This is a genomic window from Synechococcus sp. WC10meta (assembly GCF_047461475.1).
Genome location: NZ_JANSHF010000002.1, coordinates 116,270 through 132,460, shown reverse-complemented (window position 1 = coordinate 132,460; position 16,191 = coordinate 116,270). Strand labels below are relative to the sequence as shown.

The following is a 16,191-nucleotide window of genomic DNA, read 5'->3' as shown; positions in this document are numbered from 1 at the left end:
CGGAAATCCTCCGCTAGTTGTGCCGTGGAAGAGACAGCCGCTGCCAAAACTGAATCCTGTTCCCGCCGAACCTCGCTTGGGTCTCCCCGCGCTGCGCAAGAGGTGGGCAGACCGCGGTAACGGGAGAATAGCGCCCTTCAGGGGTAGGTGGTGGCATCCACCTCGGCGCACCGGTGTAGCCTGCAAGGAGTAAGTAAAGAATCCCACCTCCAGGGTTGGGGAGAATGCCAACCCCTTATTGGGGCACGTGCCTACCATTCAACCCCTGCCAGAGCTTCTTCCGGCCCCACCAGAGCAATGGCTGCGTTAACTAGGTAGGTTTTTGCGGCCTGCTGGAGCTGGGCAGGTGTGAGCTGCCTCACCCTCTGCAAATACTGCTGGTCGAACTCCATGCCCAGGCCCAGAATCTCGTACCAGCCGGCCAGCTGCGCCACCTGGGCGTTGGTCTGTTTGCTGAGGGCATGTTGGCCCAACAGCTTGCGCTGGGCCATCTCCACTTCCTCATCGCTAAGGAGGGTTTTGTGTAGGCGATGGATCTCCGCCTGGAGGCGCTCCAGGGCCACTGGAGTGTTCTCCGCTGCCGTGCCCAGGTAGGCCACAAAAGGGGCAGGATCCCGGCGGGTGGCAAAGAAGGCCGAGACCTCATAGGCCAGGCCACTGCGCTCCCGCAGCTCCACAAACAGGCGGCTGGACAGGCCGCTGCCTAGGTAAGTGGCCAGCAGCTTCAGGGCCGGATAATCCGCAGAAGCAGCGGGGGATCCGCGAAAGCCAAGCACAATCGTTGTCTGCTGGGTGGGTTGGAATAGCTTTCGCAGTTGCGGCTTCTCCAAAGGGGGCAGCGACAGGTCTAGTTCAGGGGCAGGCGGGCTGGCGCTCACCCAATCTCCCAGGACAGCTTCCACTTGGGCCGCCATCGTCTCCGGCAGCTCTGGACCGATTACCGCCATCACCATTCCCTCCGGGCGGCAGTAGGTGGCGTGGTAGACCAGCAAGTCCTCCCGGGTCAGGGATCCCACCGTCTCCAGCCATCCCAGCTCGGGAAGGGCATAGGGGTGATCCCCATAGAGGGTCTGCTGAACCTGGTTGAAGGCAAGGCTGAAGGGTCGCTCCTGTTGGGCGCGAATGGTCTGCAACAGCAGCTCCCGCTCGCGCTCTACCTCCGCTTCCGGAAAGCTGGGCTCCCGGAGGATTTCCGCAAGCAACCTCAGCAGCTCGGGGAAATCAGCCGCCACACACTGTAGCGCGACCTCGAGACAGTCGGCAGAGCTTTCCACCCCAAGCCCAGCCCCTAGGGATTCCACCCAGGCAGCAATGGCCTGGGAGTCGCGCTGCTGGGTGCCCTTGGTGAGGACAGCCGCCAGCAAGTGGCTCAAGCCTGCCTGCTGCGGTCGCTCCACCCGGCTGCCGCCGCGAAAAAAACAGTGAGCAGCCAGGATTTCCGTTGCCGGATTCTGGCCCAACAGCAGCGTGATGCCGTTGCTCAGGCGAAGGCGCTGTAAACGGCCACGTTGCATGGCAAAGAGAGGGAAGCTCCTAGGGGCAAGGGATCTACCGGCAGGCCAGTTGCAGCTCCGAAGCTGCAGCAGCGCCAGAGGCAGCCGGCTTGAGCAAGACCACCACGTAAGCCTCCGGAGAGAGGTACTGCTGAGCTAGCTCACGGACTTGGGCTGGGGTAAACGCTTGCAACAGCTCCAGGTACTCCTGCAGGCGCTGCACCCCAACCAGGGTCTCGTAGTAGCCGTAGATGCTTGCCAGTTGGCTAGGCGACTCGGCAGAGAAGAGGAGTTCGTGGGTCAGCAGGCGCCGCGCTCGATCTAGCTCAGCCTGACCGATACCCTCCTGCTGCAGCTTCTCAATCTCGCGCAAGATTGTTGCCTCCACCCGCTCCAGGTTTTCCACTTCCAGGCGAGCACTAATGCAAAAAAGCCCCCCCTCTTTCAGCACCAGTGAAGAACAGCCCACCCTCCTCACCCAGCCGCGCTGCTCTCGCAACAGATGCACCAGCCGCGAAGTACGGCCTCCCCCCAGTACCGCGGCCAACAGCTCCAGGCCGCAAACCTGCTCCCAGGCCTCGAGGCTGACGGTGGGCCAGGCCAATTTTAGACGAGCCTGCTCCAGGCGGGTATGGGTGCTCTCGCGGCGCAGGATCCCTTGGGGACGAGGCTGAGGCGGGATTGGGGGCCTTGTCCAGGCAGAGCCGCTGGCAGGATCCCCAAACTCTCTTTCCACGAGCGCCAGCACCTGGTCCGGATCAATGCCTCCCGTCACCACCACCGTCATGTACTCGGGTCGGTACCAGCCGCGGTGGTAGGCGCGTAGCAGCTCTGGGGTCAACCCCATCAGGCTTTCTGGCGTGCCCAGCACGGGTCGCCCATAGGGGTGCTCCACCCCAAAGGCAGTTTCCAGGAGAAGCTGATAGGCCGTGTGCCCTAGGTTGTCGGCAGCGCGGCGAATCTCCTCCAAAACCACCTGGCGCTCCCGCTCCATCTCCTCCGGAGGGATCCTGGCCCGCAACACTGCCTCCGCCAGATAGGGCAAGGTATCCGGCAGGTCGGTGGCAGCTACGGTGATGTAGTAGTGGGTGTAATCCTGGCCAGTGGCAGCGTTGGTGATCCCTCCCCGCCCTTCAATAACCCGATCCAGCTCCCCGGGGGCCAGCCGCTCGCTGCCCTTAAAGACCATGTGCTCCAGAAAGTGGGATATGCCCAGCCACTGCGGCGGCTCGTTGCGCCCGCCTGTTTGGACCCAGACGTCCACCGTGGCCGAATCGGCAATGGGAAGGGGGTGAAGAATGACGCTTAGCCCGTTGTTTAGGCGATGGGTGTAAGCAGGAAGAAGACGCGGTGCGCGGCTCAAGGTCAAAGTTCTTAATCAGCAGGGAACAAACTTAATCTTACTCGCACAACCGCCGCTGAGAGCCTTCAGGGAGCAATTGGGTTCATCTTTACTAGTCTTGGGAAGGGGTATCCGTTGATCCTGGCCGCAACAAGCTGGGGGATCCCTCGCCAACTAGGCTCTCTTCTACCTGAAAGCCAGGCGGCCATTCTTCACTTTCACGCACCCGCTGCACCACTTCCTTAGGCAGGGTCACTCCCAGCTCCCGCGCGGCTACGGCCACCACGTCTCCCCGATCGATCAGGCCGGCAATGGCGCCGCTGGGGGTGAAGACCAAGACTCGGCGCGACTCCGCCTGGCCCATCATCTGGATGACCTGGACAATGGGAGTTTCCTCCCGCACCCCTTGAAGTTGCTCCATTGGCTTGAGAATGGCTTTGAGGGTGAGGTGATCCCACTGGCTGCGCTCGATGTCGTTGAGCAGTTCCGGCCTAACCAGGCCCCGGTAGCGACCGTCTTCCTCGGCAAAGTACACTTCCTGAACGCCTCCTGCGGTCTCTGGCTGGAGGGAGGCAGGGATCAGGTAGCGATCGACAAACTCCCGCAGGCTCATGCCCGCATCCACCACGCGAAAGCGGCGGCTCATGACATCTGCGGCCTTCAGGCGAGCCAACACCCGCTGCAGCTGCGCATACTGCTCGTAGCGACGGGCGCTATTTAAAATAAACAAGCCAATTAGCCCCGTCCAAAGGCCATTGAGGCTCCCCAAAAATACCACTACTAGACCCAGGCCCACCAAGCCCCAGCCCACTCCCTGGCCAGCTCGAGCTGCCCACAACATGCCCTTTTGCCGATCCCCTGTCCAACCCCAGATGGCTGCTTTAAGCATCTGCCCCCCATCCAGGGGCAGCCCTGGCAGCAGGTTAAACAGGGCAATCACTAGGTTGATGGCAGCCAAGCTGGCAAGCATTGAGGTCAGCGGCGACCCTGGCCCAACCCAAGCTCCAGCCACGCTGAAGAGGACAAACAAGCCCAAACTGAGAAGGGGCCCTGCCAAAGCCACCCAAAAGGCGCCCAGGGGGCGAGGCACTTCCCGCTCAATGGCCGCCATGCCGCCAAAGATGAACAGGGTGATGGAGCTCACCCGTACTCCATAGGCCCGGGCGACTAGGCTGTGGGCCAACTCATGGGCCAATAGCGAAAGAAAAAGCCCCACCGCTGGCACCACCCCGTAGGAGAGCACCAGCAGCAGAGCCGCTGGAAACCAGGTGTAGTCGAGGAACAAGGGGATCCCCCACAAATTCCCGATGCGCAGGCGACTGGTCATGGCCTTAACTCCTACACAGCTCTTGCCCAGGAGGGCTTTTAGGACAGCAGGCAACCTTTCTCCTTGGGATCCCTTTCTTTCCACTCTAGCCCTTTCCGGGACTTCGCAGCGAATCCTTGTGGTACCCTGGGTAGCTGTCCAGCAAACCAGGCAACCCTGCTAGAGCGGCCGGGTTAGCCACAGTGACCCTATTTTTTTGTCCCTCTTTCTGGGGGACGACGGAAACAGCTATGGTATCGACTTCCTCCTACGAGCAGAGCAAAGCGGTACCCTCGCCCCAGGAACAAGCGCCAGGTTTTGTAGACGAGTTCCCCGCGACAGCCCCAACGGCTGCCCCAGTGTTCTACCGCACCTATAGTCGGCGCCGCCCCGATGGCAGCCGCGAGACTTGGAGTGACGTCTGCGATCGCACCCTGGCCGATATTGCCCGCCTAGGGCGCCTTACTCCCCAGGAGCGGGAGCTGTTGGAACGTCTGCAGCGGCAGTTGAAAGCGTTGATCTCAGGTCGGGCCCTGTGGGTGATGGGCACCGAGTGGATCCAGAAGCCGGAAAACTACTCCGGCGCCTACAACTGCACTAGCCTCACCGTGGTGGACTGGCGCTCCTTTGGCCTGATGATGGATCTGGCCATGATGGGCTGTGGCACGGGAGCGGTGCTGGAGCCTCAGTTCATCAGCCAGTTGCCCCCCATCCTCAACCGCCTAGAGGTGCAGGTAGTAGGATCCATTGGTGCCACCCCCCCCGAAGCGCGGCAGGAACACACCCGCATCCAGCGCCAGGGCTCTCACGTGCACATCCAGGTGGGCGATAGCCGCCGCGGCTGGGTGGAGTCTTACCAAGCTCTCTTGGAGCTGGCGGCGGATCCCAGTTTTGGGGGTCAGGTGGAGGTGACGGTGGATCTCAGCCATGTGCGCCCCGCTGGGGAGCGGCTAAAAGGGTTTGGGGGCGTGGCCAACCCCATCAAGCTGCCCGGCTTGTACCAGCGCTGTGCCGCCATCCTCAACAAAGCCGTGGGCAGGCAACTGAACTCGGTGGAGTGCTGCCTGCTCATTGACGAGGCGGCCGCAACGGTGGTGGCGGGGAATATCCGCCGTAGTGCAGGTATGCGCCAGTTTGCCGCCGACGACGAGCTGGGATCTAGCGCCAAAGACAATCTCTGGCAGCAGGACGAGCAGGGCAACTGGAGAATTGACCCTGAGCGAGATGCCCTGCGCATGGCCAACCACACCCGGGTATTTCACCGCAAGCCAACGCGGGAAGAGTGCATTGCTGCCGTGCGCAAGCAGTTTTACTCCGGCGAGGGGGCTATCCAGTGGGCTGGGGAAGCCGTAGCGCGGGCCAACGCCGACCTAATCAACACCCCCGAGCTGAAGCGGGAGTTCCTCAACGTCTATGCCTCGGAGGGACCCGAGGGAGCTAGGCGCTGGATAGAGGAGCGGCAGGCAGCTAGTAGCTCTCCGTCTGTCCAACCGCCAACGTGGCATAGGGTGCAACGGTATGGGCTGAACCCCTGCGTTACCGCAGACACTTGGATCCACACGGGCGACGGCCCGCGCCAGGTGAAAGACCTTATTGGCAAGCAGCACAGCACCTACGTCAACGGCGAGCTATTCAGCACGACCCCAGAGGGGTTTTTCTACTCCGGCACCAAGCCCGTGCTCAAGCTGGTGACCCAGGAGGGATTTTCTCTTCGGCTGACGGGCAACCATCGTGTTCTCAAAGTCATTGCCCAGACTCCAAAGGCGCAATACACGGAATGGGTGCCGGCAGAAGAGCTCCGCCCGGGCGACCGCATTCTGCTGCACAACCATCGCGACCTAACCCCCTGGGATGGTGAGGGGACCTGGGAGGAAGGCTGGCTCTTGGGGCATTTGCTGGGCGACGGCAGCCTTGCCACAACCCAGTGGAATGACACGGCTGTACTGCGCTATTGGCAGGATACGCAGCAGGAGATGAGCCTACACGCGGCTCGGTTGCTGCAGGCTGCGGTAGGGTACGAACCTCGCCGGCCAGAGACCTGTTATCACCCCAAGCTGAAGTGCCGGGTTATCCATTCCACCGGCTTGGCGAGACTGGCGGCTAAGTTCGGCATGGCTCCAGGACAGAAGAAAATGACTGCGGCACTGGAAGCCACAAGCTTTGATTTCCACCGCGGCTTTTTGTGCGGCCTGTTTGACGCAGACGGCAGTGTGCAGGGCGGTCAAGAGAAGGGAGTTAGTGTGCGGCTTTCCCAAAGCAACCTGGACACCCTCAAAGCTGTGCAGCGCATGCTGGCGCGTCTAGGGATTGTCTCGGTCATCTACGAGAATCGCCGTCCCGCTGGGTATCGTCTGCTGCCTGATAGCAAGCGCCAGCCAGCCCCCTACGCCTGCAAGGTGCAGCACGAGCTGGTCATTAGCGGGGACAACCTGCACCAGTTTCAGGCAGTGGTGGGCTTTCGAGAACCGCGCAAAGCTCAGAAGCTAGGTGAACTGCTCGGCAGCGACCAGCGCCGGCTCAACCGGGAGCGGTTTACGGTTACAGTTGCAGCCCTGGAGCCTGACGGCGTGGAACCGGTCTATGACTGCACCGTGCCCGGCCCAAGCTGCTTTGATGCCAATGGGTTGGTTGTCCACAACTGCGGTGAGATCATCGGATGCGACTTCCACTGCAATCTGGCCGAGATCCACCTCAACCGGCTAGATCCCCACAACCGCCAGGAGCAAGAGGAGGCCTTTACGGCAGGGGCCCTGTCGGCTGCGGCGCTATTGCACCACCGCTTTGTTGAGCCCCGCTTCCAGCGCTCAAGGGAATGGGATCCCATTGTCGGCGTCTCGTTTACTGGTCTATTTGACTTTTGCGTCAAAGCCTTTGGGGTGGACTGGCTGCGCTGGTGGCAGGAAGGGAGGCCCGATACGCCTCTGGGGCGGGAGTTTAAGCAGCAGGAGCGGGAATACCTCAGCTTCTGGAAGGAGGTCGTTCACCGCGTGGTTTGGGACTACTGCGACCGTCACGGGTTGCGCCGCCCCAACCGCTGCACCACCGTTCAACCTGCCGGCACCAAGTCGCTCCTGACCAACGCCTCCCCTGGCTGGCACCCGCCCAAGGCCCAGCGCTACATTCGCCGCATCACCTTTGCCAAAAACGACCCCGTGGCCCTGGCCTGCCTGGACTACGGCTACTCGGTGGTGCCCGCCCAGTCGGACAAGGATGAGCACGGCAACCTGCTCAACGACCCCTTTGATCCCCGCTGCACCGAGTGGTTGGTAGAGCTGCCGGTGGAGGTGGAGTGGGCCAATTTGCCGGGCGCCGAGGAGATTGAGGTTGAGCGCTTCTCTGCCCTGGCTCAGTTTGACTTCTACATGCAGGTGCAAAAGTACTACACCACCCACAACACCTCCGCCACCATCGAGCTGCGCGAGGACGAGATCGAAGCGCTGGGATCCCGCATTTACGAGGCCATCCGCGACGACGAGGGCTACATCAGCGCAGCACTGCTGGCCCGCTTCGACGCTCCCTTCCCCCGCTTGCCCTTCGAGAAAATCGACAAGGCCACCTACGAGCGGCTGATGGCCGAGGTCAAGCAAAGACGAAAGACCGACAACTTTTACGAGGCGCTGGCGCGCTATGACCGCAACCTCGCCCTAATAGCAGAGGGGCCAGCAGGGTGTGATGCCCTCGGCTGTCTGATGCCGGAGGCTAGCCCGCAGGGCGAGAACCCGTCCCGCTAGCAGAGGGGGGGATCCCGCCTCGGGCTCTGGCTACACTGTTCTTGGCCGGGAATCCGAGCACTGCGCGCCTTGGCAGCCCCCTCGGCAAGCTAGGGGCAGGGGGGGTTGGCACAGTCCGGTTTTCCCTGCTCGAGCGTTTGGTGGCTGGAGGATCTGATGCAGACAGGAGCGCAGCTCCCGAGGAAAGCCTGGACAAGGGAAACCTGGCGCAGGCTGAGGGGGCTGGTGCTGGCGCTGGTGGTGCTGCTGGGGATCGCCTGTTCTAGCCTCAAGGGCTCTGGGACCTCCCCTCCTGGATTGATCCCTCCTCCGCCTGAGCCGGGCAGCCGGTCGATTCCTCTAGCGGTGCGCACTCTGGGCACCAGCCGCTTTAAGTTGCTGGGCTTGACAGTGGGTGTGGCTGGGAGCGAGGCTGAAGTGCTTCTGGATACCGGCTCAGCAGGGCTGCGTATTCTGTCGTCGGTGGCAGGGCGCTTTGGCTTAGAGCGGACGGGGATCCCTTCCACGGTAACCTTCGCCGATGGCACGCAATTTATCGGTGTGCTGGCTCGCGCTCCCTTCAGCTTGGGTGGGATCCAAAGTCGAGAGCCAGTCACAATTCAGTTGATTGACCAAATTACCTGTGTGGAGCCGCTGGTGGCCAGCTGTTCCGACAGGCTGTTTGGACCAGGGCGGCCCTTTGCCGGGATCCTGGGCACCTCTTTGGACGAGCGCAGCCCTAATCGCGACCTGTTTAGCCCCCTCACTCGCCTGCCGGGCAATTTTCGCTCGGGGTACATCATCCAAACCGGCGGCTTTGAGTCTGCTCAGGGCCTTTTCACCGTCGGCCTGACCGAGGCCAACACCGCTGGCTTCAGTTTTCGGCAACTGCCCCAGTTGGGAAGCTTTCCCGATGGCACGCCCATCTGGCGGGATGAAGCTCTGCAAGTGGCCTACAGCATCAGCAATACTTCTATCCAAAATGTCCTCAGCCCCACCGTATTTGACAGCGGCGCTTCCGACATCTTCCTCAACGTTCGACTATTGGGATCCGCTCCTTTTCCCACCGCTACCCTACCCCCAGGCTCGGAGTGGCGAGCTGTGCTGGGAGGAGCCTTTGACTACCGCATCCGGGTTGGCTTTCCGGTAACGCCCAGCCGGGATCGGATCTTTGTCAACGGCAACCAGAGCGTGCAACTGTTGGGCATGCCCCTGTTTTTCAACGCCGACGTTGCTTTCGATAGTGAACGTGGTCGGATTGGCTTTCGCCTGCGTTGAGACCAAGTTTTGAGTTGAACTGGGGAGGAAACCAATGCTTGCCCAGGACGGGATCCCTGCGCGCAGAAGGGCACGTCGCTGGCCCTGGATCTGGGTTCTGCTCCTAGTGTGTTGGCTGGGGTTGGGCGGGCCGGCCTGGCCAATTGGTTTGGGAGATCCCTTGCCGGAGTGGGCTCAGTCTATGCAAGTGGGGCGGCAGCGGCTACGCGGCGTGGAGCAGTACCAGGGTCAGGAGCAGATCCGCGCTTACGGCAACCAGGCAGGGCGGGTGTTTTGGATTCAAATCGAAAGCAGTGCCGACCTGCCGCCGGACTACCGGGAGTACTTGGGCGAATACCAACAATTTCCAGTAGAAGTTGTAGCTGTGGTGCCGTTGCGGGCTCGACGGCTGCGCTTCCGTCAGGGGAATCGCAGTGCTGAGTGGCAGGTGGTGGGCATGAGCGGCCACTTTGAGGCTGAGGCGCTTAGCCACGACCTGGCTCCGCCCGAGTTGTTTCAGCTCTAACCTAGGGGGATCCCCAAGGCGCGATCGGGAAAATTAGGGCTTATTCTAGAGAGAAGCTTGAACTCAGAGTTTGCCAATGAGACTGCTTCAGCAGGAAGTCCCAGTTATCCTCAATCGCTTTCTTGTTAAGGAGCTAACTCAGGAAGACCTCACCTTTTATGAGTACAACTGTAGGCCAAACCCCCTCCCAGAGCCAGAGGATGTGCGGAAAACTTTTTCCAAAATCTCCAGGATCTGTAATCAGCTAGAAGTGCTAGCTGTTCGTCTGGGAAATCGAATTATAACTCAGGAAAAAGTTCCAACCAGTAAGCTCAGGACAGAGGGTTGGGAGTTAGAAGAGCTAGGGCCTAGGGTTTTAACCTGTACCGATGTCCAAGAAAGAAGCGCTCTCGAAAGCTTTGAGCGCAAGAGGATAGAGTCCCGCCTTAAGTCTCTGTTCAAAAAAACTGAAGTTGAATCAACAGGGGGAGGCTTGCTCTGGTGGATTACTAGTCAGGAAGGGGTAGAACTTTTCGGGGATGGCTGGGAAATCCACAGAGGAAGAATGATAGATGTTGCTGTTGAAACAGACGGAAAGCTTTATTTAGAAGTCGATATTCATTACCGTCTCTACACACCGTGGACTTTGCATGAATGGCTGGAAAACTATCCAGATGTTCCAATCAAGTTGGTTCGGAACACATACGATAAACACCGGACTTGGAAATATCTGGGTATTCTTTCCAACCGGTCGCCGTGGGAGGTTCCGCTGGCAGGGCTGAACATTAGTCTGGCGGAGTTTCATTTGCGAAAATACAATGCTCCTCTAGAAGAGGTGGAAAGCTCTTGGGTAGTCGAGGTAGCTTCAAGGGAAGGGCGTTTTCCCCATCTTTCTCGAAGACTATCGCCTGTCCTAACCTTGGAAATACTAGCCAGTCTAGAGTGCAACAGTAGCCTCGCTAAAAAGGTTAGCACCGCTGTTACCGAGCGTATTAGAAAAAGTTTACAAGAACGACTGCAAGAGTCTAAAAAGACAGCAAAGACTATTATAGAGAGCGTCTACAACCTTATCAGAAGGGAAATTGAACCACTGAAGACTAAGGGCTACATCTTGCCCAAGCCAAAGCTATTGGGATCGGGTCACAGGCAAGTCCAAAATCCCGCCCGGGTTAGGTACCAGGGATGTGCGAAGGTAGGCGAGACTAAGTTTGGATGTCTAAACCTCTGCGACGACAAGCAAGAGTATCCTAGCGAAGTGCGCAAGTGCTTGCTTGAGGTAGCCCAAAAAAGCGGAGTAAAAGTCGACGTAGACTTCTATGCTACTCGGCAGGACTACTTGCCTAAGAACGAGCTCGCCCGAAAAAGATTCTGGCAAAGCTGGGCTGAGCAAGGGATCAAAACCGTTTTGGTCGTTATGCCGTGGCCACCCAATGAGGACAAGCAAAAGATCCGTGTGGAGGCTCTCGAAGCGGGGATAGCAACTCAGTTTATGATCCCTGGCGCTGATTCCTACAAAGCCCTAAACGTCGTCCTAGGCCTTCTGTGCAAGGCAGCATGGCAGCCCGTACTCCTGGAACCCCTCGACCATCCTGAACGCCCTGAGCTGATCATCGGCTTCGATGTGGGAACCGATCGACAGCTGTACTACGGAGCCTCTGCCTTCGCTGTTCTTGCTGATGGGCAGAGCTTAGGTTGGGAGCTCCCTGCTGTGCAAAGAGGAGAAACCTTCTCTGGTGATGCAATTTATCAGACTGTGTCCAAACTTGTCAATAAGTTTCATAAAAAGCTCAGTCGATATCCCACCAAGGTTCTCTTAATGAGGGATGGTTTAGTGCAGGAAGGTGAATTTGGAAAGACAATTAAGGAGTTAGAAAAAGAAAAGATTGCTGTGGATGTTGTCGGAATACGCAAAAGCGGTACAGGAAGGATGGGGATAGAGGAAGAAGGTAAGTACGAAGATGCCAAAATAGGTACTGTTGTTTTCGACTACTCGCGAAAGTCGTTTACTCTGGTCACAAGCCAGCCCATTAGCAGGGAAGGCACGGGCTCCATTGGTAGCGCAAGACCCCTGCGAGTTGTCCACGAATATGGCAGTACGCCTTTGGAGATCTTGGCCCTGCAGACTTACCACCTTTCCCAGCTTCATCCTGCCAGTGGATTCCAAGCCTGTAGGCTTCCCTGGGTACTTCATTTTGCTGACAAGAGCGGCAAGGAGTTCCAGAACCTCGGCAGCAACATCTTCAGTGTCCTGCAAAACATAGATCGCCAGAAATTGATTGCCGTCTAGCAGGGTAGGGGGTTCTTCCCTGTGGGCCCTGCTAGGATGGGGAAGGGTTTGAGATGCCAACTATGTTTACTCACAACGAGGTCTGGAAGACTTTTCTGAGCAACCCTGTTGTCTTCTGCGGGGGCTTTCTCAGCGGCCTGCTGCGTTTGGATGTAAGGCAGGATCCGCTGCGCAGTTGGCTAGAGTCGCAGGGCTTGAGGGTGGAGGATCCGCCTGCCTCCACGCAAGGCCCCCAGTCTATTGCCATTGAGTAGGCATGGAGACAGGAGAGAGCCTCCCCATTCAGCAAAGTAGGCCAAGGTGAGCTGATGTCCCCCGGACAATCTGTAAGAAGGTGGCGACGGCAGGGATCCCTCTATGGCTATCTGGGCGGGGTTGTGCTTTTGCTTGCGGGGCTAGTTGGCTTACCCTCAGCAGATTTGGCTTTGGCCCAAGCGGAGCTCATTTCCTCGAGAGGCTCTGACCAGGATCCCCAGCTTTGGCTGGAGCGCTACAACGCTGCTTTGAAGCAACTGCCCCCTTTGCCCAACTTGCAGTACCGCCAGCAGGTGCGGGTCGAGGGATCCCAAACCTTTACAGCCACCCTGGATGTGCTCCGCCGCCGCGACGGCAGTTGGCAGGCTTGGGTAGCCGAAGGGGATCGCGTCCGCCTGTTGGATTCGCGGCAACTGGAAGCGGTGAACCAATCGGACTTACTCAGGCTGTATTCGGTGTACGTGAGCCGGCCCGAAGCGCTCCTGCCCTCGGTGAACTTTCACTTAGAGGCTGATCCCACCCGCTACCGCGTCCTCTCCTCAGAACGGGCGGATCTGGCGGGATCCCCTGTCCAGCACTTGCGCCTGGAACCCCTTCAAAAAGGCCAGGTGCGGGAGCTATGGCTAGATCCGGAGTCGGGGCTGCCGCGGCAGGTGCTCTTGTTTTTGTCAGGGGTGTGGGGACAGGCCTACGTCCTCATGGGGTTTACGGCAGTGCCCGCGCCCGAGGGAGGCCTTCGCTATTGGCTGCCGGAGAGCACCCGCATCAACCTGAGCTATGGGTTTTGGACGCTGGAGGGCCTGACCCGCCGCGTGTTCAGAGGATCCCTTGCCATCCGGCACGACTACCAGGACTATCGCATCTTGCCGGAAGGAGTGCAGTTGCGCTTTTTGCCCTCGCAGCCGCCGCTGGATGCGCCGCCAGTGGTGGCCGGCCTGCCGGAAAGCGCGCCCCAACTGGAGCTGGGGGATGTGCAGGTCTTGGGGGTGGATGAGCAGGGGAACCAGCAGTTTAGAATTGGCCTGGGCAGACGCACTGCTGCAGAGACCCCCTTGGAAGACCGCATCGCCGCCTTTAACCTCACCCGACCGGCCAGCCGCAATGCTCTCACCCAGATCGATACCGTGGCCTTTTTGTCTTTGGGGAGCAGTCAGTTGCCCATCTATCTCTTTCAATTCGACACGGGTCGTCCTCTCTATCCCCTGCAAGGGGTGGGGCAGCCGCGGGTGGATCCCAATGAGGTCTTCGATCCCAGGCCGCCGGCCATCAAGCTCTTTGGAGATTAGGTGGGGAAACCCCAGGGAGCGCTGTTGGGAGGGGCTAGAATAGCCCTGGGATCCGGAGGAGAAGCAAGGCGTGATCAAACCCTACTCTGCCCATTTGTTGACCCCCGACTTTCGCCTCAGTCTGGCAGTGTTGGTTTTGGCAGTGCCGCTGTTTTGGCTTTCGCTTTGGGCAGGGCTGGCCATGGGATTGTTTGGCCTGTTTTTGCTGGTGCAGACTTGTCTTATCGGGCTGGCCTTTACCCGCACAGCCCTGCAAGTCTACAGCGGCTCCCGGCGCATCCGCGAGTTCCCCTACAGCGAGTGGCAGGATTGGCAGATTTTCTGGCGGCCTGTACCCATTCTCTTTTTCTTCCGGGAAAACCGAGGCATCCACTTTCTGCCAATGCTCTTTAACCCAGTTGAGCTGCGACTTTGCCTAGAGGAGCACGTGGGACATCTGCACGCCCAGAGATCCCCTTTTCGCGGCGTGGGCCGATGAGCAGTTCGGAGGGCTGGGTTTGGCAAGAGCAAGGGGGGTGGCGTTGGCTGCAGTGTCAGCTCTTGGCAGACTGGCCGCATGCTTTTGGGTGCCGGCGCAGCTCCTTCTATCAACCGGCTGAACTGGCTGAGCAGCTGCGGCTGACCCCCGAACGGGCAGCTTGGGGCCACCAGGTCCACGGCTGTCAGTGGATGTGGGCCGATGCCCTCACCACGATCCCGGCAGGGAAAGCAGAAAGCAGGGTTCAGCGTCCTGCAGTCGATGCCGTAATTGCCCGCTGCCCAGAAGACTCTGCCTGGGTTGGTACTGCTGACTGTGTGCCGATTCTGGTTGCCAGTCGCCGGTGGGTGGCAGCAGTTCACGCTGGCTGGAGGGGGACGGCTGCCGGCATCTTGCCCAAGGTGCTCCAGGTCTTTCTTGGGGGGGGGATCCCTGCCGAGGAAATCCGCATTGCCCTGGGGCCAGCTATTTCCGGGCCAGCTTACCAAGTTTCCCAAGCAGTGGCTGACAAGGTGCTGCAGGCGCTGCCGGCAGGCGTGGATCCGCAGCTTGCCCTCTGGCCTGATCCCATCCCTGGCAAGGTTCGCCTGGATCTGCGCTGGGTCAACTCTGCCCAGGCCCAAGCGCAAGGGATCCCGCCTGAGCACATTGCCATCAGTCCCCACTGCACCTTTGGCCAGCCCCAGGATTTCTTTTCCTATCGCCGCGAGGGATCCCTGGAGGATGAAGAGGGCCGCCGTTGCGTGCAGTGGTCGGGGATTGGGCTGCCCAAAGCGGCCTTGGACAAGCCGCCAGCTGCCCAAGAGAGCTGCTATGATTGAACAGCCCTCCGCTGCCCAGTCCCAAGATGCGCCGTGCTGCCCTTGGGGGATTATCGTGGATAGCTTTGTCCCTCTTGCTTGTTGGTGGCCAAGCCGCGGCCCAGACCTCTGTGACAGGCTTCAACCGCGACAGCGTACGGCAACTAAACCTTGAGAAGAATTCAAGTCGCGAGCCCAGCATTCCCTCGGCGCAGAGGCGGGCGAAGTGGCATACCCGCGCCAATGTCTGCAGGGGCAACTGTCAGAGGAAGTTAGCCGTATCGCCTAAGCAAGCAGTTAGGGTATTAAAGGAAGCCCTCAGGTCGCTGCAGCATGGATTGGGAGAAGCTCTTGGAAGAATGGGTGGCAGCCTTTAGGCAGGCGGCAGAGGCAGGCCTTGCTGCTCTAGAAGCCGCCTTGAGGGAGCTGGGAGAACAGCTGGCCACCCCTATCGAGCAAACCCTCAGGCAGTGGGAAACCTTTTGGCGGCTGGAGGAGGAACCCGAGCGCCCAGAGGAAGCGTCTAACCCTGCCGAGGGGCAGTCCTTTAGCACCAGCCGCTTTTTCGTTAGCCCCTGGGGATTTGGAGGCGTAGTTGTCTATACCTATATCGCTTCGCCGCCTGGCTGGATTGGGGATCCCACCTGTCGCTACAATGCCCTTTCCCCGCAACTGCGCTGTGCCGTCAACCCCTATGGCCCTTGCAAGGGCTGTCCTCACTATGAGCCGCGGGAGGAGGGCTCTACGCGCTAGCCGGCCTGAGGGCGTGGGCTATGCAGGATAGCCGCCTTATTGTTGCTCTAGATACCTCCTCCCTTGAGGAGGCGCTGGAGTGGGTGGAGCGCTTACCCCAGGTGCAGTGGTGGAAGGTGGGCCTGGAGCTGTTTACGGCAGTTGGCCCTCCAATTCTGCAAGCCCTGAAGGAGCGGGGCAAGCGCATTTTCTTGGATCTCAAGCTGCACGACATTCCTCGCACAGTGGGGCGGGCAGTCCAAGTAGCCGTTGGCCATGGGGTGGATTTGCTGACCGTCCATGCGGCCGGCGGGAGCGCCATGTTGCACTCAGCCGCAACGGCCGTCCAGGGCAGTTCCTGTCGGCTGTTAGCAGTTACCCTTTTAACCAGCCTTGGCCCTGAACAGGTGCGGCGGGAGCTGGGCATCGAGCGGGATCCCGGCGACTATGTGTTGCAGTTGGCCCAGCTGGCCTTGGAACAGGGCTTGACGGGGCTGGTCTGTTCTCCCCAGGAGGTAGGGCGGCTGCGCCAAGCTCTGGGGCCGAAGGTTCTGCTGGTAACCCCAGGGATCCGACTGGGGGATCCAGAGGCGGGGGACGACCAGCGGCGGGTCTGTAGCCCTGCAACAGCTCTGCAGGCGGGGGCGGACTATCTGGTGGTGGGTCGCCCCATCACGGCAGCTACCGATCCTCTGGCAGCCTGGCAACGCTTCCAGGCGCTGGTGGAGACTGCGGGCTGA

The 16,191-nt window shown here is 59.9% G+C and carries 13 protein-coding genes; 10 read left to right on the top strand and 3 right to left on the bottom strand.

The window, feature by feature from the left end:
- Positions 1-251: 251 nt before the first annotated feature.
- The 3 genes from NW804_RS01965 to NW804_RS01955 form a co-directional block, all read right to left on the bottom strand.
- Complete coding sequence (locus NW804_RS01965) at positions 252-1,514, bottom strand: M16 family metallopeptidase (protein ID WP_414422724.1); 1,263 nt, start codon at positions 1,512-1,514, stop codon at positions 252-254.
- Between the two features lie 34 nt (positions 1,515-1,548).
- The gene (locus NW804_RS01960) at positions 1,549-2,856 is read right to left on the bottom strand and encodes a M16 family metallopeptidase (protein WP_414422723.1); all 1,308 of its coding nucleotides are present in this window, start codon (positions 2,854-2,856) and stop codon (positions 1,549-1,551) included.
- Positions 2,857-2,947: 91 nt separating this feature from the next.
- Entirely contained in the window at positions 2,948-4,162 is a 1,215-nt protein-coding gene (locus tag NW804_RS01955) for a site-2 protease family protein (RefSeq protein WP_414422722.1), read from the bottom strand.
- 230 nt (positions 4,163-4,392) lie between these two features.
- On the opposite strand from NW804_RS01955, the gene nrdJ reads away from it, so the two are divergent.
- The 10 genes from nrdJ to pyrF all read left to right on the top strand — a co-directional run bounded on the left by nrdJ (position 4,393) and on the right by pyrF (position 16,191).
- Positions 4,393-7,872 (top strand): ribonucleoside-triphosphate reductase, adenosylcobalamin-dependent, encoded by a 3,480-nt coding sequence (gene nrdJ, locus NW804_RS01950; protein ID WP_414422721.1) that lies wholly within the window; start codon positions 4,393-4,395, stop codon positions 7,870-7,872.
- Between the two features lie 156 nt (positions 7,873-8,028).
- On the top strand, positions 8,029-9,129 hold the full coding sequence (locus NW804_RS01945) for a hypothetical protein (RefSeq protein WP_414422720.1): 1,101 nt from the start codon (positions 8,029-8,031) through the stop codon (positions 9,127-9,129).
- A 34-nt stretch (positions 9,130-9,163) separates the two neighbouring features.
- Complete coding sequence (locus tag NW804_RS01940; protein WP_414405476.1) at positions 9,164-9,634, top strand: hypothetical protein; 471 nt, start codon at positions 9,164-9,166, stop codon at positions 9,632-9,634.
- A gap of 76 nt (positions 9,635-9,710) precedes the next feature.
- On the top strand, positions 9,711-11,900 hold the full coding sequence (locus tag NW804_RS01935; RefSeq protein WP_414422747.1) for an argonaute PAZ domain-containing protein: 2,190 nt from the start codon (positions 9,711-9,713) through the stop codon (positions 11,898-11,900).
- Positions 11,901-11,953: 53 nt separating this feature from the next.
- Positions 11,954-12,154: a hypothetical protein gene (locus tag NW804_RS01930; protein ID WP_414405478.1), complete on the top strand. Its 201-nt coding sequence runs from the start codon at positions 11,954-11,956 to the stop codon at positions 12,152-12,154.
- A gap of 54 nt (positions 12,155-12,208) precedes the next feature.
- Positions 12,209-13,441 carry a hypothetical protein gene (locus NW804_RS01925; protein ID WP_414422719.1) on the top strand — a complete coding sequence of 411 codons (1,233 nt, stop codon included), beginning with the start codon at positions 12,209-12,211 and terminating at the stop codon, positions 13,439-13,441.
- 70 nt (positions 13,442-13,511) lie between these two features.
- Complete coding sequence (locus NW804_RS01920; RefSeq protein WP_414409694.1) at positions 13,512-13,919, top strand: DUF3119 family protein; 408 nt, start codon at positions 13,512-13,514, stop codon at positions 13,917-13,919.
- Positions 13,916-14,740 (top strand): polyphenol oxidase family protein, encoded by an 825-nt coding sequence (locus tag NW804_RS01915; protein ID WP_414422718.1) that lies wholly within the window; start codon positions 13,916-13,918, stop codon positions 14,738-14,740. The genes NW804_RS01920 and NW804_RS01915 overlap by 4 nt, the downstream gene beginning before the upstream one ends.
- Positions 14,741-15,052: 312 nt before the next feature.
- Positions 15,053-15,472, top strand: a complete 420-nt coding sequence (locus NW804_RS01910; RefSeq protein WP_414422717.1) for a DUF6464 family protein — start codon at positions 15,053-15,055, stop codon at positions 15,470-15,472.
- A gap of 20 nt (positions 15,473-15,492) precedes the next feature.
- The gene (pyrF, locus tag NW804_RS01905) at positions 15,493-16,191 is read left to right on the top strand and encodes an orotidine-5'-phosphate decarboxylase (RefSeq protein ID WP_414422716.1); all 699 of its coding nucleotides are present in this window, start codon (positions 15,493-15,495) and stop codon (positions 16,189-16,191) included.